This window comes from Hydrogenophaga sp., from assembly GCF_051007235.1.
Taxonomy (GTDB): domain Bacteria; phylum Pseudomonadota; class Gammaproteobacteria; order Burkholderiales; family Burkholderiaceae_C; genus Hydrogenophaga.
Genome location: NZ_JBPCSJ010000513.1, coordinates 1 through 20,525, shown reverse-complemented (window position 1 = coordinate 20,525; position 20,525 = coordinate 1). Strand labels below are relative to the sequence as shown.

At 67.6% G+C, this 20,525-nt stretch carries 19 protein-coding genes; 18 read left to right on the top strand and 1 reads right to left on the bottom strand.

The window, feature by feature from the left end; genetic code table 11:
- Nucleotides 1-933 (bottom strand): thiolase domain-containing protein (locus ACR2JA_RS18155; protein ID WP_434010474.1); only part of this gene is annotated, 933 nt, incomplete at its 3' end.
- Nucleotides 934-1,107: 174 nt separating this feature from the next.
- Here ACR2JA_RS18155 and ACR2JA_RS18150 point away from each other — a divergent pair.
- From ACR2JA_RS18150 to ACR2JA_RS18065, 18 genes are all read left to right on the top strand, one after another.
- Nucleotides 1,108-2,973: an AMP-binding protein gene (locus ACR2JA_RS18150; protein WP_434010473.1), complete on the top strand. Its 1,866-nt coding sequence runs from the start codon at nt 1,108-1,110 to the stop codon at nt 2,971-2,973.
- A gap of 57 nt (nt 2,974-3,030) precedes the next feature.
- Nucleotides 3,031-3,822 carry a crotonase/enoyl-CoA hydratase family protein gene (locus ACR2JA_RS18145; protein WP_434010472.1) on the top strand — a complete coding sequence of 264 codons (792 nt, stop codon included), beginning with the start codon at nt 3,031-3,033 and terminating at the stop codon, nt 3,820-3,822.
- A 66-nt stretch (nt 3,823-3,888) separates the two neighbouring features.
- Entirely contained in the window at nt 3,889-5,106 is a 1,218-nt protein-coding gene (locus tag ACR2JA_RS18140; RefSeq protein WP_434010471.1) for a Rieske 2Fe-2S domain-containing protein, read from the top strand.
- 39 nt (nt 5,107-5,145) lie between these two features.
- Nucleotides 5,146-6,759 carry an ABC transporter substrate-binding protein gene (locus ACR2JA_RS18135; protein ID WP_434010470.1) on the top strand — a complete coding sequence of 538 codons (1,614 nt, stop codon included), beginning with the start codon at nt 5,146-5,148 and terminating at the stop codon, nt 6,757-6,759.
- Nucleotides 6,760-6,776: 17 nt separating this feature from the next.
- Nucleotides 6,777-8,846 (top strand): ABC transporter ATP-binding protein, encoded by a 2,070-nt coding sequence (locus ACR2JA_RS18130; RefSeq protein ID WP_434010469.1) that lies wholly within the window; start codon nt 6,777-6,779, stop codon nt 8,844-8,846.
- Nucleotides 8,847-8,856: 10 nt separating this feature from the next.
- Nucleotides 8,857-9,810, top strand: a complete 954-nt coding sequence (locus ACR2JA_RS18125) for an ABC transporter permease (RefSeq protein WP_434010468.1) — start codon at nt 8,857-8,859, stop codon at nt 9,808-9,810.
- Between the two features lie 44 nt (nt 9,811-9,854).
- Entirely contained in the window at nt 9,855-10,721 is an 867-nt protein-coding gene (locus ACR2JA_RS18120; RefSeq protein ID WP_434010467.1) for an ABC transporter permease, read from the top strand.
- Between the two features lie 31 nt (nt 10,722-10,752).
- Entirely contained in the window at nt 10,753-11,430 is a 678-nt protein-coding gene (locus ACR2JA_RS18115) for an RraA family protein (RefSeq protein ID WP_434010466.1), read from the top strand.
- 10 nt (nt 11,431-11,440) lie between these two features.
- Entirely contained in the window at nt 11,441-12,097 is a 657-nt protein-coding gene (locus ACR2JA_RS18110) for an RraA family protein (RefSeq protein WP_434010465.1), read from the top strand.
- Entirely contained in the window at nt 12,094-12,771 is a 678-nt protein-coding gene (locus ACR2JA_RS18105; RefSeq protein WP_434010464.1) for a 4-carboxy-4-hydroxy-2-oxoadipate aldolase/oxaloacetate decarboxylase, read from the top strand. The genes ACR2JA_RS18110 and ACR2JA_RS18105 overlap by 4 nt, the downstream gene beginning before the upstream one ends.
- 38 nt (nt 12,772-12,809) lie before the next feature.
- Entirely contained in the window at nt 12,810-13,805 is a 996-nt protein-coding gene (locus ACR2JA_RS18100) for a hypothetical protein (protein WP_434010463.1), read from the top strand.
- 55 nt (nt 13,806-13,860) lie between these two features.
- Nucleotides 13,861-14,859 (top strand): amidohydrolase family protein, encoded by a 999-nt coding sequence (locus tag ACR2JA_RS18095; protein WP_434010462.1) that lies wholly within the window; start codon nt 13,861-13,863, stop codon nt 14,857-14,859.
- Nucleotides 14,860-14,899: 40 nt separating this feature from the next.
- Nucleotides 14,900-15,793 carry a fumarylacetoacetate hydrolase family protein gene (locus tag ACR2JA_RS18090; protein ID WP_434010461.1) on the top strand — a complete coding sequence of 298 codons (894 nt, stop codon included), beginning with the start codon at nt 14,900-14,902 and terminating at the stop codon, nt 15,791-15,793.
- 6 nt (nt 15,794-15,799) lie between these two features.
- Nucleotides 15,800-16,732, top strand: coding sequence for a cupin domain-containing protein (locus tag ACR2JA_RS18085; protein WP_434010460.1), 933 nt, complete (start codon nt 15,800-15,802; stop codon nt 16,730-16,732).
- Between the two features lie 29 nt (nt 16,733-16,761).
- Nucleotides 16,762-17,748 (top strand): Bug family tripartite tricarboxylate transporter substrate binding protein, encoded by a 987-nt coding sequence (locus ACR2JA_RS18080; RefSeq protein WP_434010459.1) that lies wholly within the window; start codon nt 16,762-16,764, stop codon nt 17,746-17,748.
- A gap of 37 nt (nt 17,749-17,785) precedes the next feature.
- Nucleotides 17,786-18,976, top strand: a complete 1,191-nt coding sequence (locus ACR2JA_RS18075; RefSeq protein WP_434010458.1) for an FAD-dependent monooxygenase — start codon at nt 17,786-17,788, stop codon at nt 18,974-18,976.
- A gap of 22 nt (nt 18,977-18,998) precedes the next feature.
- Nucleotides 18,999-20,180, top strand: coding sequence for a CaiB/BaiF CoA transferase family protein (locus ACR2JA_RS18070; RefSeq protein WP_434010457.1), 1,182 nt, complete (start codon nt 18,999-19,001; stop codon nt 20,178-20,180).
- A gap of 4 nt (nt 20,181-20,184) precedes the next feature.
- A partial coding sequence (locus tag ACR2JA_RS18065) for a citrate/2-methylcitrate synthase (protein WP_434010456.1) occupies nt 20,185-20,525 on the top strand: 341 nt, incomplete at its 3' end.

The window sequence follows — 20,525 nt, the reverse complement described above, 5'->3', positions numbered from 1 at the left end:
GCCGTCCATCACGAAGCGCCCACCCTCGCCCTTGGCGCAGAAGCCCAGGTCTTCCAGTTGCACGATGACGGTGATGGTGAAGCTGTCGTACAGCGACGCGTAGCCGATGTCGGCGGGGGTGATCCCGGCTTCGGCGAACGCTTTGGCGCCCGAATGCACGCCGGCCGACCAGGTGAGATCGATCTGGCCTGCGTTGGGGTGCTTGACGGCTTCTCCGGCGCCGATCACCTTGACCAACGGCCGCTTGAGCGTCTTGGCGATGTCGGGGTGCACCACCACCACGGCGCCACCGCCGTCGGTCATGACGCAGCAGTCGAGCCGGCGCAGTGGCGAGGCCACCACCGGGGAGTCGAGCACCTCCTGGACGCTCACCACCGAGCGGTGTACCGCATACGGGTTGTGCTGGGCATGGTGCGAGGCGGCCACCCGGACCCAGGCCAGTTGTTCCGGCGTGGTGCCGAACTCGTGCATGTGCCGCCGCGCCACCATGGCATAGCCGTACATGGGCGGCGGCGGCACCGCTGCCTGGAACGGCAGGTTGGGCATGCTGTTGCGGTCAATGCCCGCCAGTGCCGTTCCTGCGGCAGCCGCCAGCGGCCGGTCGGCCATGGTGATGAGCGCCACCTTGCAATGCCCGGCCGCGATGGCCTGTGCGGCGTGGCTGACGTGCAGCAGATAGGCCGAGCCGCCGGATTCGGTGGTGTCGACGTGCCGCAGGCGGTTCAGCCCGATGTATTCGGCCATGGTGAGGCCACCCAGACCGGGTGCGTCCGCGCCACAGAAATAGCCATCGACGTCGTCCAGTGTCAGCCCGGCATCGGCCAGGGCGCCCAGCGCGACCTCGGCGTGCAGTTGGGCGGTCGACACGCCTTCGGCGCGACGCAACGGGTGTTCATATATGCCGGCGATGCAGGCCTTGCCGTGAATGCTCATGACGCTCCGTAGCCGCCCCAAAGCCTGGGGCGCGGTTGAGGTGAATGAATAAAGTGTTCTCCGAAAACTATAAGGTAACCTTGCTTTGTAAAAACTAGGGATTGCCCTATGCATACTGTTTTTGTTGTGAGGTAAGGTTACCTTATTGTTTGACAGACAGCCCCTGGTTTCAACATGAATGCTTCCCTGGATCCCGTGCACAGCATCCCTTTCCTGGATCTGCCATTTCTGCAGCGCGATGTGGCGATGGAAGAGCGGGCCGACGGTGCGTTGCTGATGCACAGCCGCGTGGCGCTGGGGCCGGTGGAGGCGCACCTGCCGGTGGTGCTGCGTCGCCATGCCCAGTCCCAGCCCGACCGCCCATGGCTGCTGCAGCGCCGGGAGGGGCATGAGGGCTGGCTGAGCCTCACCTATGGCCAGGCCGGCGCGCAGGTGGATGCGGTCACCCAGTGGTTGCTGAACCTGGGCGTGCCCGGGCGCAACGTCATGGTGCTCAGCGGCAACTCGCTGGAGCATGCGGTGTTCGAACTGGCGGCCATGCAGGCGCGCATGCCGTACGTGCCGGTGACGCCGGCGTACTCACTGCTCAGCAACGACCACGAGAAACTGCGGGCCATGGTGGCCCTCATCCGCCCGGCCGTGGTGCTGGTGCAGGAGGCTGCGCGCTACCAGAAGGCGCTGCGCGCCGTGCTCACGCCCGATGTGCGGGTGGTGCACGTGAGCGAGGCGGTGGACGGGCTGGCGTCGACGGCCTGGTCGGACCTGATCGCCACCCCTGTCGGTGCTGCGGTGCAGGCGTCGGTGGATGCGATCACGCCGGACACCGTGGCCAAGTATCTGTTCACCTCCGGCTCCACCGGGGTGCCCAAGGCCGTGCCCGTCACCCAGGGCATGTTGTGCGCCACCATGGCCATGCACGCCCACACGGTCCGTCGCACGCCCGACATGCCCGAGGCGGTGCTGCTGGAGTGGCTGCCGTGGAGCCATGTGGCGGGCGGCACGGCGATCTTCAACAGCGTGCTGGAAGAGGGCGGAACCCTGTACCTGGACGATGGGCGGCCGGTGCCGGGCGACTTTGAGCGCACGCTGCGCAACCTGCGCGAAATCTCGCCGACCCGCTTCAGCAGCGTGCCGGCCGGCTACACCATGCTGGTGGACGCCCTGGAGCGCGACGCCGACATGGCGCGCAGCTTCTTCCGCCAGCTGCGCCGCCTCACTTCGTCGGGCGCCAAGCTGCCCGATGCCATCTATTCGCGGGTGCAGGCCCTGGCCGTGCAGCACCTGGGTCGCCGCATCCCGTTCGTGGCCGGCTACGGATCGACCGAAACCTGCGCCGCCACCACCGTGGTGCACTGGCCTGGCGAGCGGGCGGGACTGGTCGGGCTACCGCAGCCGGGCGTGACCGTCAAGCTGGTGCCGCTGGAAGACGAACGCTACGAGGTGCGCGTCAAGGGTCCTTCGGTGATGCCGGGTTACCTGGATCAGCCCGAACTGACCCGCGCCGTGTTCGACGACGAGGGCTTCTACTGCATGGGCGACGCGGTCACCTTTGTGGACCGCGCCCAGCCCCACGAGGGGCTGGCCTTTGCCGGCCGCGTGGCCGAAGAGTTCAAGCTGCAGTCGGGCATCTTCGTGCGCGTGGGTTCGCTGCGGGTCGAGGCCATCAACGCGGCCGCCCCCTTGCTCAACGACGTGGTGGTGGCTGGCGCGGACCGCGCACACGTGGCCCTGCTGGCCTGGCCGAACCCGGTTGCCCTGCGCGAGCGGTTCGGCATCGCCGATGCACAGGACGCGATCGGACACGACGCGCTGCGCAGTGCGCTGCGCGAAGCGATGCGTGCCCACAACGCCCGCCACACGGGCAGCAGCATGAAGGTGGCCCGTGTGCTGCTCCTGGCGCAGCCGCCGTCCATGGACGCCGGCGAAATCACCGACAAGGGCTACGTCAACCAGCGCGCCGTGTTGGCGCGCCGGGCCGATGCGGTCGAGCGCCTGTACGACGCTACGCCGGCCGACGACGTGATCGTCATCGAAGGCTGACAGAGCGCAGCAACGCCCACGCAACCCGACACCCCTACCCAGAAGAAAGAAGGATCTATGGAAGAAAACCTGCTGCACATCGAGCGCGAAGGCGAGGTCGCGCTGGTCAAGCTCAACCGACCGACCAAACGCAACGCCATCAACGACGACCTGATGGACGCGCTGGAGACGTGTTTCCTGCGCGGCCTCGAAGGTGCCCGCGCGGTGATCCTGCATGGCGAGGGTGAGCACTTCTGCGCCGGTCTGGACCTGTTCGAACTCATGAGCAAGCGCAGCCCCGACGTGCTGGTGGGCATGCGCCGCTCGCGCCAGTGGCACCGGGCGTTCGATCTGATCCAGTTTGGCGAGTTGCCGGTGGTCAGTGTGCTCAAGGGCGGCGTGATCGGCGGTGGCTTTGAACTGGCCGCCGCCACGCATGTGCGGGTGTGCGAGACGTCGGCTTTCTTCCAATTGCCGGAGGGGCAGCGCGGCATCTTCCTGGGCGGTGGCGGCTCGGTGCGCATCCCCCGGTTGGTGGGCAGCAGCCGCGTCATCGAGATGATGCTGACCGGCCATTCGTTCGACGCCCAGGAAGCCCTTCGCATCGGCGTGTCGCACCACCTGGTGGCACCCGGAGCGGGGCTGGACAAGGCCCGCGAACTGGCCCAGTCCATCGTTAAGAACGCTCCGGCCACCAACTACGCCATCATCAATGGCATCGGCCGCATCGCCGAAATGCCCATGGGCGAAGGCCTGTTCGCCGAGACCATGGTCACCGCCATGACCCGCTCGGCCGGCGTCGATTCCGCACGCCGGATTTCCGAGTTTTTCGAAGGCCGTCGCCAGCGCTCCGACGAGCGCGCCGACTGAGGCCACTTCCCCCATCCCCCGACCGTCATACATGCGCTGGCTGCGCCTGCGCGAAAGGAGACCAACGTGCTTTCGAAAGAAGAAAACAAGCTGCTGACCAGCGTGTGCGGCGATGCCCCCATGGGCAGGATGATCCGCCAGCACTGGTGGGTGCCCGCGGCCCTGTCGGACAAGCTGGAGGCGGACGGCAAACCCCTGCGCGTCAAGCTGTTCGGTCACCAGTACGTGGCCTTCCGTTCCACCGACGGGCGCGTGGGCTTCTTCGACGAAGCCTGCCCGCACCGGGGTGCCTCGCTGGCCATCGGCCGTAACGAGGACAACGGCCTGCGCTGCATTTACCACGGCTGGAAGTTCCGCGTCGACGGCGTGACCGTGGCCGTGCCGACCCAGCCCAACAACGAGGTGGAGTATTGCAAGCACGTGCCGCTCAAGCACTACCCGGTGCGCGAGGAGGGCGGAATGGTCTGGGTCTGGCTGGGCCAGGGCGATGAGGTGCCCGAGTTCCCGGCGCTGCCTTTCGTCGGCCTGCCGCGCGAGAACTTCGTGGTCTTCCGCCAGAAGGTCAACGCCAACTGGCTGCAGGCGGTGGAGACCACCATGGACTCGGCCCACCTGGGCGTGCTGCACCAGAGCTGGCTGGTGGGCTTCGGCGACATCGAGCTGTCGTCGGCCAACATGGCACCGGTCTACCACCTGGTGCAAAAGCCCTACGGTTTCCGCTACGCCGCGGTGCGCGCGCTCAAGGACGAGCGCTCGTACGTGCGCACCAACAGCTTCGTCATGCCCTGGTTCGGCATCGTTTCGCCCAACAGCACCGACGTCAAGGGCGGCAGCATCTTCTTCTCGGTGCCCATCGACGACGAGAACATCCACTACTGGCAGCTGACCTACCGGGACAACGAGAAGCTGATCCCCAACAAGACCCACCACTACGAAGACGCGGACTCGTGGCCGCCCCTGCCGCCGGGCAGCGCCGATGACAACTGGGGCCAGGACCGCGATGCGATGAAGAACGGTCACTTCACCGGCTTCACGCAGATGCTGGGCACCGAGGACTTCGCCGTGATCATGAGCATGGGCCCCATCGTCGACCGCACCCAGGAATACCTGGGCGCTGGTGACGGTGCGGTGCTGGCGGTGCGCCGCTGCCTGACCAACGCGGTGCGCCAGTTCATGAAGGGCGAAACCCCGCAGTTCGCCCTGCATGCCTCCATCGACTACGAGCAGACCGCACCGCAGTCGATGGTGGTCGAGAAAGAGCAGGACTGGCGCTCGATGCTCTGACGCCTTTTCCACACGAACCCCCAGACAACAGGAGACAAGATGAAACCCACCGTGTTCCACCCCCACGTGTTCGCGCTGCTCGCTTGCTCGCTCGGCGCCAGTGCCCAGGCGCAGGCGCAGGCGCCCGCGGCCAGTCCCATCAAAGGCGGCACGCTCGTCATGCCGGTGCACGTCGGCGAGCCTGCCACGTACGACTGCCACGGCACCAACTCGCCGGCCGTGATGTGGCGCGTGGCGCCGCATTACTCCACGCTGCTCAAGATCAACGCCGACAACTTCCCCCAGGTCACGGGGGATCTGGCCAAGAGCTGGACGGTGTCGCCGGACAACCTGAGCTACCGCTTCACCCTGCATCCCAACATCAAGTTCCACGACGGCAGCACGCTGACCAGTGCCGACGTCAAGGCCAGCTTCGACCGTCTGCGCAACCCGCCCGCGGGCGTGGTGTCGCTGCGCCAGGGCATGCTGGCCGACGTCAACACCATCGAAACGCCAGACGACAACACCGTCGTCTTCACGTTCAAGCGCAAGAACGCGGCGGCACTGCAGCTGCTGGCCATGCCGTACGCCTGCGTGTACTCGGCCAAGCTGATGGCCAGCGATCCGAGCTACCCCACCAAGCGGGTCATGGGCACCGGTCCGTTCCGCTTCGTGCGCCACACGCCGGGTTCGGAGTGGGTCGGCGAGCGCTTCAACGACTACTTCCTGGCGGGCAAGCCCTACCTGGACGGCATCCGCCTGCTCAACGTCTCGCCGGTGGCGGCCACCAACGCCTTGCTGGCCGGCCAGGTGCACTTCACCATGCAGGGGCTGACACCGCCCGAGGTGGCCCGGGTGACCGGCGCCCGCGGTGACAAGGTGGTGGTCCGTGGCGGTGGCGCTGCCACCACCTTCCTGCCCTGGTTCGCCATCAACAACCAGCGCGATGGTCTGAAGGATCCACGCGTGCGCCGCGCGCTCAACCTGGCGCTGGACCGCTGGGGCGCATCCAAGGCCATGGAGCAGATGACGCCCATGTTCCGCGTCGGTGGCCTGCTGCGTCCGGGTTCGACGTTCGCCCGGGACGATGCCGAGCTGGCCAAGCTGCCCGGCTTCGGGCGCGACATCGAAGCCGCGCGCAAAGAGGCCAAGCGCCTGCTGGCGGCGGCCGGCCAGAGCAACCTGAAGATCACCGTGGTCAACAACCGCGCGTTCACCTACTTCGGTGTGTACGTGGCCGACCAGCTGTCCAGGATCGGCGTGACGGTGGACCACCAGGCGCTGGACACCCCGCAGGTGGCAGCGCGCCGCATCTCGGGTGACTACGACCTGATCTTCGACAGCCCGGCCGAGTACTCGGACGACCCGTCCATCCAGCTGGCCTACTTCGAGCCCTTCAGCACCAACCGCGCCAACCTGGCCCGCTTTGGCGACCCGAAGGTGGTGGCGCTCTACCAGGCGCAGCTGCAGGACTTCAACCCGCAAAGCCGCAAGCAGCGCGTGCGCGATCTCGAGAGCTACCTGATGGAGCAGAGCTTCGTGATGCCGCTGTTCTGGCAGAGCCGCAAGCGGGTGATGGACGCCCAGCTGCGCGGCCTGGAGGGTGACTACGGCTCCAACTACGTCAAGATCGACCTCGCAGACGTGTGGTTCGACGGCGGCGCCAAGAAGTGACACAACCCGTGCCCGCCATGCTGAACGAAATTGCCCAAGGCCGCCCTGCGGTCAGCGCGGCAGTACCTGCCGCTGCGTCGAATGCACCCCTGCTGTCGGTGCGCAACATGAACGTGCGCTTCACGACAGAGGGGGGCGATGTACAGGCCGTGCGCGGCCTGAGCTACGACGTCTACCCGGGTGAGATCCTGGCCATCGTGGGCGAGTCGGGTTCGGGCAAGTCGGTCAGCTCGCTGGCCGTCATGCGGTTGCTGGCCGACAACGCCAAGGTGACCGCCGACCGCATGGCCTTCGATGGTGTGGACCTGCTGGGTCTGAGCCGCACAGAAATGCGGGCCCTGCGGGGCAAGAGCATCGGGATGATCTTCCAGGACCCGATGATGGCGCTCAACCCGGTGATGACCGTGGGCGAGCAGCTGACCGAGCCGCTGCGCATCCACCTGGGCCTGACGCCGGCGGCCGCGCGCGAGCGGGCCCTGGAGCTGCTGGGCCTGGTGGGCATACCCGATGCCTCCACCCGCATCGACCAGTACCCGCACCAGTTCTCGGGCGGCATGCGCCAGCGCGTGATGATCGCCATCGGCCTGTCGTGCAACCCCAAGTTGCTGATCGCCGACGAGCCGACCACAGCGCTGGACGTCACCATCCAGGCCCAGATCCTCGACCTGATGCAGGACCTGTGCCACCGGCTGCAGATCGCGCTGGTGATCATCACCCACAACCTGGGCGTGGTCGCACGCTACGCCGACCGGGTGCTGGTGATGTACGGTGGTCGCGTGATGGAGCAGGGCCCTTGCCGCCCGCTGTTCCAGAGCCCGCGCCACCTCTACACCGCCGGGCTGCTGGCCTCGGTGCCCACGCTGGAGGGGCCGCTGGGCCGCCGGCTGGCGGGCATCGAGGGCACGCCGCCCAGCCCCACCGATTTGCCCCCGGGTTGCCCGTTCGCACCGCGCTGCATGCACGCGCAGCTCGCCTGTGCGCAGGCCTGCGAAGCCCGGCCGACCGACGTGGGCACCGAGTCCGCCTGCGTGCGCGCCGATGACGTGGCCGCCGGCCGCATCCGCTGGACCACCGGTCTGGCCGAGTTGCCCGCCCTGGCGCCCGCGGTGCGCGACGGCGACGTCCTGGTCGAGGTGACCGGGCTTCAGAAAATCTTCGCCCTCAAGAAGGGGCTGTTCGGTGCCCAGCGGCATGTCCAGGCCTTGCGCGACGTGAGCCTGTCCATCCGGCCCGGCGAGACCATCGGCGTGGTCGGCGAGTCGGGCTGTGGCAAATCGACCCTGGGGCGGCTGCTGCTGCGCCTGGACGAGCCCTCGGGCGGGCAGGTGCGCTTCCGCGGTGAAGACATCACCTACCGCAGCGACCGCGCGCTGCGTTCGTTCCGCCGGCACACCCAGGTGGTGTTCCAGGACCCGTATTCCTCCCTCAACCCGCGCCAGCGCATCGGCAGCATCCTGACCGAGCCGATGCTGGTGCACCGCATCGTCGCCAGCCGTGCAGAGGCCCAGGCCGAGGCCGTGCGCCTGTTGCAGGAAGTCGGTCTGCGGGCCGAGCACGCCGAGCGCTACCCGCACCAGCTCTCCGGTGGTCAGCGCCAGCGCGTGGCGATCGCCCGTGCCCTGGCCATGCGGCCGGAGTTCATCGTCTGCGACGAGGCCGTCTCGGCCCTGGACGTGTCGGTACAGGCCCAGGTGGTCAACCTGCTGGCCGACCTGCAAGAGCGCATGAACCTGGCCTACCTGTTCATCGGCCACGACCTGGCCGTGGTGCGCCAGATCGCCACCCAGGTGGTGGTGATGTACCTGGGGCGGGTCGTCGAAGTGGCCGACCGCGACAGCTTCTATGCGCAACCGCTGCACCCCTACGCCCAGGTGCTCATGGCCGCCGTGCCCAGCACCGAGCAGATCGGCATGGGCGGTGTGCAGGCACAGGCGATCCGGGGCGAGCCGCCGAGCCCCCTGTCGCCACCCTCGGGCTGTGCGTTCAGAACGCGCTGCTCCCTGGCCACCGACGAGTGCGCCCGCACCGTCCCCGAATTGCGGTCCGTGGCCCCTGGCCGGCTGGTCGCCTGTCTGAAGTTGGCCTGAGGTAACTGACATGTTGAAGTTCCTGTTCCGTCGCGCCCTGCAGCTGGTGTTCACGCTCTGGGCCGTCGCCACGCTGATCTTTTTCCTGCTGCGGGTGCTGCCCGGTGACCCGGTCGAGTTCAAGTACACCAGCGAAGGCGGCGTCATCACCGCCGAACAGCTGCAGGTGCAGAAGGCACGGTTCGGCTACGACCAGCCGCTGGTCGCGCAATACGTGCGCTGGATCGCCGGTCTCACCCGTATGGACCTGGGCATCTCGATCTGGAGCGAGAACCCCGTGGCCGACGAGATCGGCAGCCGCTTCGGCGTGACGATCAAGCTGGCCATCTCCGCGCTGGTGATCGGCCTGGTGCTGGCCATTCCCCTGGGGGTGGTCGGTGCGCTCAGCCGCGGCACCTGGCTGGACCAGTGCGTGCGGGTGTGCACGGTCACCGGGCAATCGGTGCCCAGCTTCTGGCTGGCCATGCTGGTGCTGCTGGCGCTGCTGGCCACGGTGGGCTGGATCCCGCCGATCGAGACCGTGCCGTTCAGCGAGCGTCCCTGGGAGCACCTGGCCCAGATCCTGGTGCCGGCCGTGGTGGTGGGCTGGCGCCTGTCCTCGGTCAACGCGCGCCTGCTGCGCTCGTCCCTGATCGAGGTGCTGCAGCAGGACTACGTGCGCACCGCCCACGCCAAGGGCGTGAGCCCGGCCCGCGTGGTGGTGCGCCACGCGCTGGCCAACGCGTTGCTGCCCACGATCACCGTCATCGGCATCGAATTCGCCGGGCTGCTCGGTGGCCTGGTGGTCACCGAGCAGGTGTTCAACATCAACGGCATCGGCCGTCTGCTGATGCAGGCCATCAGCTTCAGCGACCTGGCCCTCATCCAGGGCCTGGTGATGCTGTTCGCGCTGATCTACGTCTGCGTGGGCTTCCTGGTGGACCTGCTGCAGGCCGCCCTTGACCCCCGCATCCGCATCCACTGATGTCGACCGTCACCGCCCCCCCGTCCACCCAAATGGTCCCCTCCATGTCTGGCTCACCCACCTTCAAGGCTTTCGCCCGTTTTGCCAGGACGCAGCCACTGGGCGTCATCGCCCTGGTGCTCATCGTGGTGATGCTGCTCGCGGGCTCCTTCGCCCCGCAGCTGGCGCCGTTCAGCCCGCTCGATGCGCGCTTTGACGCGGTGCTGCAACCGCCCAGCGCCGAGCACTGGTTCGGCACCGACAACTACGGCCGCGACGTGTTCTCGCGCATCCTGCACGGTACCCGTCCGGCCCTGCTGCTGGGCATCTCCACCGCCCTGATCGGCTCGATCATCGGCGCCGCCATCGGCACCGCCTCGGCCTATTTCGGTGGCCGCGTCGACGCGCTACTGCAGCGGGCCAACGACGTGCTGCTGTCGATTCCCCTGATCGTGGCCGCGCTGGTCGTGGTGGCGGTGCTGGGCAAGAACATGGTGGCCGGTGTGGACACCAACCTGATGCTGGCGATCATCCTGCCCTACATCCCGGTGATGGCCCGCGTGATGCGCACGGCCGCCATGGGTGTGCGGGTCTCGCCCTACATCGACGCCGCCCGCGCGCTGGGCTTCTCGCACCTGCGCATCATCGTGCGCCACATGCTGCCCAACCTGGTCTCGCCCTGGCTGGTGATGGTCAGCGCCTTCACCGCCCAGACCATCCTGCTGGAGGCCTCGCTGTCCTTCCTGGGCGTGGGCGTGAGCGAACCCACGCCCGCCTGGGGACTGATGCTCTCGGGCGTGAGCGTGGAGACCCTGACCTCCGCGCCCTGGGTGATCCTGTTTCCGGGCCTGGCCATCAGCCTCACCGTCTTCTCGTTCAGCCTGCTGGGCGATGCCCTACGCGACGCGCTCGATCCGCGCACCCGCCACTGAACCCCCGTTTCGCTTCAAGGAGTCTTCCACGATGAACCAAGAACTTGTGCCGCGCCTGCGCCACCTGGACGCCTGCGCGGTGTCCGACGCGCTGGACCGGCTGGGCATCGACCAGCAGGTCGCCACCGGACTGGCCCAGCAGTCCACCTCTTCCAAGCTGGTCGGCCGCGTGGTCACCTACCGCCTCGTGCCGGCAGGGCAGGCCCCCAAGACGGACGGCCCGGTGCGCCACCTGGGCACCACCGCCATCGAGCTCGCCGCTGCGGGCGAGGTGATCGTGGTCGAGCAGCGCACCGGCATCGAGGCTGGCTGCTGGGGCGGCATCCTGTCGCTGGGCGCCAAGGTCAAGGGCATCGCCGGCGTGGTCGCCGACGGCCCGGTGCGCGACATCGACGAAGCGCGCACCTACGCGCTGCCCATCTACTGCCGCAGCCTCACGCCGCGCACCGCGCGCGGACGTGTCGAAGAAGCCGAGGTCAACGGCCCGGTGTGCATCGGCGGCGTCACCGTCAACCCCGGCGATCTGGTGATCGCCGATGGCAGCGGTGTGGTGTTCATCCCGGCGGCCCGCGCGGACGAGGTGATCGCCGCCGCCGAACGCATCGCCGGCCGCGAGGCCGGCATGGCCAAGGACCTGCTGGCAGGGCGCCCGGTCACCGAGGTGATGGGCCGGGATTACGAATTCATGTTGCGGCCCGAGGCCGCCTAAGGGGAAAGCCATGACTGACAACAATGTGACGCGCGCCGCGCGCCTGGACACCGCCACCCTCAGCGACGCACTCGACAAGTGCGGCATCAACGGACAGTGCCACCGCATCAAGCCGCGCTCGACAGAATTCCGCATGGCCGGGCGCGCCTGGACGCTGCTGTACGGCCCCGCCGGCAAGCCCTCGGGCACGGTGGGTGACTACATCGACGACGTGCCCGAAGGCTCGGTCATCGTGCTGGACAACGGCGGTGTGGACAACGCCACCGTCTGGGGCGACATCCTGACCGAGGTGGCGCACAACCGCCGCATCGCTGGCACCGTGATCGACGGCGTCAACCGCGACGTGTCGCTGTGCCTGGAACTGGGTTATCCGGTCTTCAGCCGCGACAACTACATGCGCACCGGCAAGGACCGCGTGCAGGTCGAGGCGACCCAGGTGCCCGTGAACATCGGCGGTGCCCGCGTGGCCCCCGGCGACATCGTACGCGGTGACGCCGACGGTGTGGTCGTCATCCCCAAGGAGCACGAAGACCACGTGCTGGACACGGCTGAGGCGATCCACAACGCCGAGGACGCCATCCGCCAAGCGGTGCGCGCCGGGACCCCGCTGCGCGAGGCGCGCAAGGCCATGGGCTATCACCAGCTGCAGACGCGGGAGGGCGCATGAGCCAGTCCTCAGCGAACGACCCGGCCCTGCAGTTCCCGACCATCCGCCACGAAATCGAGCGGGTCGACTCGGGCCTGATCGCACGCGCCCGGGTCCTGCCCAGCGCCACCGTGCACGAGGCCGGTGGTCGCGTGGGCGCACTGCCGCCGGCCATCAAGCCGGTGCACCCGTCCATGAAGCTGTGCGGCCCAGCCGTGACGGTGCATTCACCTGGCGGTGACAACCTCTGGATCCACCGCGCCCTGTACGTGGCCAAGCCCGGTGATGTGCTGGTGGTGTACGCCAACGACGTGCACGACCACGGCTACTGGGGCGAGATCATGTCCACCGCCGCGCAGGTGCGCGGCCTGGGCGGTCTGGTGATCGCCGGCGGCGTGCGCGACATCGACCTGCTCGAGAGCATCGGCTTCCCGGTCTTTGCGACCGGGCTGTGCATCCGCGGCACCGGCAAGGACCACTTGGCGCGCGGCTGGGTCAACCACCCGGTGCTCCTGGGCGAGATCACCGTGCACGCGGGCGACCTGGTGCTGGGCGACCGCGACGGCGTGGTCGTCATCGGGCGCGAGCGCGCCGCCGGGGTGGTGCAGGCGGCCGAGCAGCGCGAGGCCAAGGAGGCCGATGTGCTCAAGCGCATCGCCGCGGGCGAACGCACGCTCGAGCTCTACAACTTCTGAGCCCTGGCTCGACCCCCCAACGCCAAGGAGACTGACACATGGCACGCATCACGCTGGGCATCGGCACCTCGCACAGCCCCATCCTCGTCCTCGACGGCGACCGCTGGGAGCAGCGCGCGCAGGACGACCGGCGCCAGACCGCGCTCTACACCCTGGACGGCCGCAAGTGCTCGTACGACCAGTTGCTGGCCGAGCGCGGCGAACCCTTCCGCGAGCAGAGCGACGCCGCGCGTTTCCCCGACCTGGCCCGCCAGGCCGAGTCCGCGCTGGACGTGCTGGAGGCGCGCCTCGTCGACGCCCAACCGGACGTGGTGCTGGTGATCGGCGACGACCAGGACGAGCTGTTCGGCTTTGACAACATGCCCGCCATCGCCGTTTACCGGGGCCCCGAGGTGGTGATGAAGGAAATGCCGCTGCCGCACCCGCGCCTGGGCTGGGCCGACAAGGAGTTCTGGGCCGGCTATGGCATGGACATGCCCCACCGCTTTCCCGGTGCACCGCAACTGGCCGACGACCTGATCCGCGGCCTGATCCGTCTGGGTGTGGATGTGGCCGCCGCCAACGCCGTGCCCAACCCCGAGCAGCGCGCCTTCGGCCATGCCTACGGCTTCATCTACCAGCGTCTGATGAAGCGCCTGCGCGTGCCCATGCTGCCGGTGCTCATCAACACCTACTTCCCGCCCAACAACCCCACGGCGGCGCGCTGCTTCGAGTTCGGCTCGCACATCGCCCACGCGCTGGCGGCTTCACCCATCGACGCCAAGGTGGCGGTGATCGCTTCCGGCGGCCTGAGCCACTTCCTGTGTGAAGAGGCCTTCGACCGCAAGCTGCTCAAAGCGATCCGTACGCACGACGTCCAGACGCTGACCCAGGTGACCCAGGAGTCCCTGTGCTCGGGCTCGTCCGAGATCCGCAACTGGATCGCCATGGCCGGCGCCACCACCCACCTGCAGTGCCGGTACGAGGAATACATCCCGGTCTACCGCACCGCCGTCGGCACCGGCATCGGCCTGGCGTTCACCGCCTGGGACTGAGCCTGGACCGCCCGCTGAACCCCCTTCCTGTCTCGCCAACCAACCTTCCAACACCATGATCATCGATTGCCACGGACACGTCAGCCCCCCTTCGGACTTGTGGGTTTACAAAGCCAACCTGTTGTCGCACCTGGGGGCCCACGGGCGCCGCATGCCCGAGATCAGCGACGAAGACATCCTGCGCCACGCCAACAAAAAAGAAATGGCACCCAAGGGCCACCTGGACATGCTGGATGCCGTGGGGACCGACGTCCAGATGCTGTCGCCCCGGCCGTTCCAGATGATGCACAGCGTCAAGCCCTCGAAGCTGGTGCACTGGTTCACCGAGGAAACCAACAACATCATCGCCCGCACGGTGCAGCTCATCCCCAACCGCTTCGTGCCGGTGGCGGGGCTGCCGCAAGCCGCCGGCGAGCCGGTGGAGAGCTGCCTGCCCGAGCTGGAGCGCTGCGTGAAGATGGGCTTCCGGGGCGTCCTGTTCAACCCCGATCCGTTCGAAAACACCGGGACCGAGCCCCCGCCGCTGGGCGACCGCTACTGGTACCCGCTGTACGAAAAGCTGTGCGAACTCGATGTGCCGATGCACATCCACGCGACCGGTTCGCACTCGCCGCGCAGCCCTTACACCCTGCACTTTGTCAACGAAGAGTCGATCGCCGTGTACGGCTTGGTGCACTCCGATGTGTTCAAGGACTTTCCGCAGCTCAAGGTGGTCTGCTCGCACGGTGGTGGCTCCATCCCCTACCAGATCGGGCGTTTCCAGTCGAGCGCCGGGCGCCGTGGCCTGAACTTCCTTGATGGCATGCGCAACATCTACTACGACACGGTGCTCTATTCCGAGGAAGCCCTGCGCCTGCTGATCAAAACCGTGGGCGCTGACCGCTGCCTGTTCGGCTCTGAGTGCCCGGGGGTGGGTTCTACGGTGGACCCCAGCACCGGCCGCCTGCGCGACGACGTCCGCCCGGTCATTGAAAGCTTCGAATGGCTCAGCGCCGACGACAAGCAAAAGATCTTTTCCGACAACGCGCGTTTCGTCTTCGGCCTGAAGTCCTGAGCGCCCCGTTTTCCCTTCGCACTGAACGATTGGACCGACCATGAAAATCACCCGTTTCAACGACAACCGCATCGCCGTGGTGGTCGACGACGAGCACCTGGTGGACATCACCGAGCTGCTGGGCGTGGACACCGCCGAATGGCCCCCGGTGGCCCCCACCCGCCTGGTGGCGGACTTCGACGCCTGGCGTCCGCGCATCGAAGCCGCCTTGCCGGGCCTGCCCCGCATCCCGGTGCGCGACGTGACGCTGCGCACGCCGATCCCGTGGCCCAACAAGGTCATCGCCTACCCCGTGAACTACCACGACCACGGGCGCGAGATGCAGGCCGGCTACCGTGCCGACCACCAGGGCTTCTTCCTCAAGCCCAACTCGTCCCTGTCTGGTGCTGGCGAGCCGGTGGTGCTGCCCAACGTGCCGCAGCGCGAGGTGCACCACGAAGCCGAACTGGGCATCGTGATCGGCAAGGGCGGTCGTGGCATCCGCCGCGAAGACTGGCGCGAGCACGTGTTCGGCTACGCCTGCCTGATGGACATGGTGGTGCGCGGTCGCGAAGAGCGCGTGTTCCGCAAGGCCTACGACACCTTCTGCCCGGTGGGCCCGTGGATCGTGACGGCCGACGAGGTGGCCGATCCGACCCAGCTGGAGATGAAGCTGTGGGTCAACGGCGAACTGCGCCAGCACGCCAACACGCGCGACCTGGTGCTGGACATCCCCGGCATGGTGGAAATGGCCTCGGCCGTGATGACGCTGTACCCCGGCGACATCATCGCCACCGGCACTCCGGCCGGGGTGGGCCAGATCCGCGCCGGCGATCAGGTGCGCATCACCATCGACGGACTGGGCGAGATGAACGTGAAGGTGGTGCAGGGCACCGAGGGCGCCACGCCCGTGTTCGACAAGCCCTACACGCCCGACATCATCAAACAGAAGTGAGCGGTCATGAGCGACCTTGAGGCACTGTACGCGTCGATCTACGCCAAGAACATGGAGGGCGGCTGGCACCGCAAGGCACCCGCCCTCTGGCCCGAGCCCCGTCAGAACTTCCTGCCCTACGTCTGGCACTACGCCGATGTGCGGCCGATCCTCGACGAGGCGGGCCACCTGGTGGACCACCGCATGGCGGACCGGCGCAACCTGACCATGACCAACCCGGTCGAGGGCAATCGTTACGCCACGGTGCGCACCCTGGTGGCGGCCTACCAGTCGATCAAGCCGGGGGAGTGCGCCGATGCGCACCGCCACACGCCCAACGCGCTGCGCATCATCCTGGAAGGACGCGGCAGCCACACCACGGTCAACGGGACCCGCGTCGAGATGCGCCCGGGCGACGTGCTGCTGACGCCGAGCTGGAACTGGCACTCGCACGAGAGCCTGGGGCCGGACGAGTGCTTCTGGGTCGACGTGCTCGACGTGCCGCTGGTGCACCTGCTGGAGCCGATGTTCTTCGAGCGCCATCCGGACAAGCTGGAGAAGGACGTGCACAACGTGGAAGAGTGCGACCTGGCGCTGCGCTGGGAGACCTCGATGCAGCGCCTGGACGCGGCGCCCGACACCGCTTCCGGCGTGGCCCAGCGGGAAGTGGAGCTGGGCTCGCCAGCGCTCAAGACCATGGCCGTGCACGCGCAGCGCATGGGCAAGGGGTTTGTCTCCCGCATGCACCGCAGCACCGCCAACGCCATCTACACGGTGCTGGAAGGCGAGGGCAGCAGCCGTGTGGGTAACCAGGAACTGCAATGGCGCCGCGGCGATGTGTTCGTGGTGCCCGCCTGGCAACCGTTCAGCCACACGGTGGCGGCCGACACGCACTTGATCCGCGTGAGCGACGAGCCGGTGATGCGGGCCTTCGACATGCTGCGCAGCGCCCAAGCCTGAACGATTCCAACAACCTGCTGGAGACACACATGACAACAAGCACACCGACACGTCGGCACCATCTGCGCCGAATCGCCCTGGGCCTGCTGGCCGCCTGCGGACTGGGCAGCGCCTGGGCGCAGGCCAACTACCCCGAGCGCACCATCCGCATCGTCACACCCTACGATCCGGGCAGCATGGTGGACGCCACCACGCGCCTGGTCGCTGACGGTCTGAGCAAGCGGCTGGGGCAACCGGTGGTGGTGGAGAACCGGACCGGTGGCATGGGCATGATCGCCATGAACGCCTTGCTCGCAGCGCCGGCCGACGGCTACACCCTGCTGACCGACACGCCGGCCTCGGCCATCAACCCGACGCTGCACAAAGACCAGGCCCGCTACAACCCCAAGACCGACGTCGCGCCGATCGCCCAGTTCATGCGGTTGCCGTTTGTGCTGGCGGTGCATCCCAACGTCCGCGCCAACACCGCCAAGGAACTGGTGACCCTGCTCAAGCAGCCGGGCAGTCCGTTGAACGCCGCGGTGGCGGGCACCTCCACCGGGCTGGTCACCGACCTGTTCGCTCTGCAGGCCGGCGCCACGCTGCCCCAGGTGCCTTACCGCGGTGCCGCACCGGCGGTGCTGGCCGCGCTCAAGGACGAGGCGCCGATCGTCTTCCTGGACTCGGCCAACCTGGTGCCCCATATCCAGGCGGGCAAGCTCAAGGGCCTGCTGATCACCAGCGACGCGCGGCTGGACACGCTGCCCGGCGTGCCCACGGCGGTCGAGGCGGGCTTTGGCAACTTCAAGCCCACAACCTGGTTCGGCATCTTCGCGCGCAGCGGCGTGCCGCCGCACATCCTCAAACAGCTCAACGAAGCGGTGCGCGAGGTCATGCAGTCCAGCCAGACCCGCGATTACCTCAAGGCCCGCGGAGCCAGTTCGTCCGACATGGGTCTGGACGATTTCCGGATGTTCTTCCACGGCGAAATCGACATGTGGGCGGACGTCATCCGCAAGGCGCAGATCAAGCAGTGAGCGTCTCGCTCGCAACGCACATCCCAGGAGAAACGACATGAAGGTATTGATAGCAGGTGGTGGTATTGGTGGTTTGTCCGCGGCGGTGGCGCTGCTGCAGCGCGGCATCGACGTCGAGGTGTACGAACAGGCCCCAGAGCTCAAGGAGGTTGGGGCGGGCATCCAGATCAGCCCCAACGGCAACAAGGTGCTGGACGCGCTGGGCGTGTTCCAGCGCCTCAAGGAACTCTCGTGCGACCCGGTGCGCAAGGAATTCCGCCTGTGGAATACCGGCAAGCCCTGGCCTATGCTGAGCCTGGGCAAGGCGGTGGTCGAGCACTACGGCTACCCATACCTGACGGTGTACCGGCCCGACCTGCACCAGTCGCTGGCCGATCGCGTGCGCGCGCTCAAGCCCGACGCCATCCACCTGGGCTGCGGCGTGGCCGGTTGCGAGCAGGACGAGCAGTCGGCCACGCTGATGCTGCGCGATGGCCGACGCATCAAGGGCGATGCCCTGATCGGCGGTGACGGTGTCCGCTCGGTGATCCGCAACACGCTGTGGGGCCCTTGCGATCCGGAGTTCTCCGGCATGGTGGCCTGGCGCGGGTTGATCCCCATGGAAGAGATGCCCGAGCACATGCAGGTGTCGGTGGGCTCGACCTGGATCGGCCCGGGCGGCCACGCGGTGTGCTACCCGCTGCACCGCTCCAAGATCATGAACTTCGTGGCCACCATCGAAGGCAAGACATGGGATGTGGCCGAAGGTGCGACCCCGGGCACCACCGAGGAGTGCCTGAACGATTTCGCCGGCTGGCACGAGGATGTGCAGACCATGATCAAGCGCAGCCCGCGTCTGATCAAGTGGGCGCTGATGCAGCGCGATCCGATCCCGCGCTGGACCCAGGGGCGCATCTCGCTGCTGGGCGATGCGGCGCACGCCACGCTGCCGTTCCTGGCACAGGGCGCGGTGCACTCGATCGAGGACGGCATGGTGCTCTCGCGCTGCCTCGAAGGCGTGGGCGTGGCGGATGTGCCCGCTGCGCTGGCCCGCTACGAAGCGGCCCGCATTGAACGCACCAGCCGCATGGTGCGCGGCGCCACGGCCAACACCGAGCGTGTTCACAGCCAGGACCTGGCCACCGAGGCGTCGGCCGAGAAGTACCTGCAGCGCGAGTGGAGTTCCGAGCCCATCTTCGAACGCTACGACTGGCTCTACAGCTACGACGCCAACACCGCACCGATCTGACATGCGAGCGGGAGATCACACCGTGAACCAACTGCTGCAGGGCGTTCGCGTCCTTGACTTGAGCAACGTGCTCGCCGGGCCGTTCTGTGGCTACCAGCTGGCCCTGTTTGGGGCCGACGTCATCAAGGTCGAGACGCCTGATGGCGGGGACCTGGCGCGGCAATTGGGTGCCGACTCGGCGCTCAACGCGCAGCACATGGGGACCTCGTTTCTGGCCCAGAACGCCAACAAGCGGTCGGTGGTGATCGACCTGAAGTCGGAGCAGGGGCGCCAGACCTTCCTGGCGCTGATGCAGGCCTCGGACGTGGTGCTGGAGAACTTCCGCCCCGGGGTGATGGAACGTCTCGGGTTGGGCCACGAGCAGCTGCGCAAAATCAAGCCCAGCCTGGTGTATTGCGCCATTTCCGGGTTCGGGCAGGACGGGCCGCTGGCCAAGGCGCCCGCCTACGACCAGATCATCCAGGGACGTTCCGGTGTCATGAGCATCACCGGCGACAGCGAGTCGTCGCCCTTGCGCGTGGGCTACCCGGTCTGCGACACCCTGGGTGGCCTGATGGCGGCGTTCGCCATCAGTTCGGCGCTGGTCCGGCGCTGCCAGACCGGTGAAGGCGCCTTCATTGACGTCTCCATGCTGGACACCACACTGGCCGCCATGGGGTGGATCGTGTCCAACCTGCTGATCGCCGGGCAGACGCCGGTGCCCATGGGCAACGAGAACTTCACCGCCAGTCCCTCGGGCACCTTTGCCACCGGCAACGGGCTGCTCAACATCGCAGCCAACAAGCAGGAACAGTTCGAAATCCTGTGCGACGTGGTGGGCGCGCCCAACCTGAAGACCGATGAGCGCTTTGCCCAGCGCGAAGCACGCAAGCAGAACCGCCACGCGCTGCGCGAGTCGCTGGAGTCCTGCCTGCAGAGTGCGGACGCGGCCACCTGGGAGGCACGCCTGAACAAGGTGGGCGTTCCCGCCGGCCAGGTGCTGAGCGTGGCCGATGCGCTGGCACAGCCGCAGGTGGCTCAGCGGGGTCTGGTGAAGGCGCTGCCGCTCGAGGGCAGCGGACGCGAGTCCATCAGCCTGACCGCCAGCGCGGTGCTGATCGACGGGCAGCGTCCCGCACCGACCATGCCGCCGCCGCGGCTGGGCGAACACACCGCCCAGGTCTTGAAAGAGCTGGGCATTTCAACGGTTGCCAACGGGGTTTGAATCCATGTCCGTCTCGCCTGACCAGTCGCCAGAAGCCCAACTGGAACGTGCCTCCGCCTGGTGGTCCACGTCGATCATCGATATCCGCCCGGGTGTCATCCGTCCGCGCGGTCATCCCATCGAGGACCTGATCGGCAACATCAGCTTCCCGCAGATGATCTGGCTGATGCTGCGCGGTGAGCTGCCCAGCCCCGAACAGGCCCGTTTGCTGGAAGCGGCGCTGGTGTCCGCGGTCGACCACGGCCCCCAGGCGCCGTCGATTGCCATCTCGCGCATGGCGGTCACCTGCGGGCTGCCGCTCAACGGCGCCATGGCGTCTGCCATCAATGCGCTCGACGATGTGCA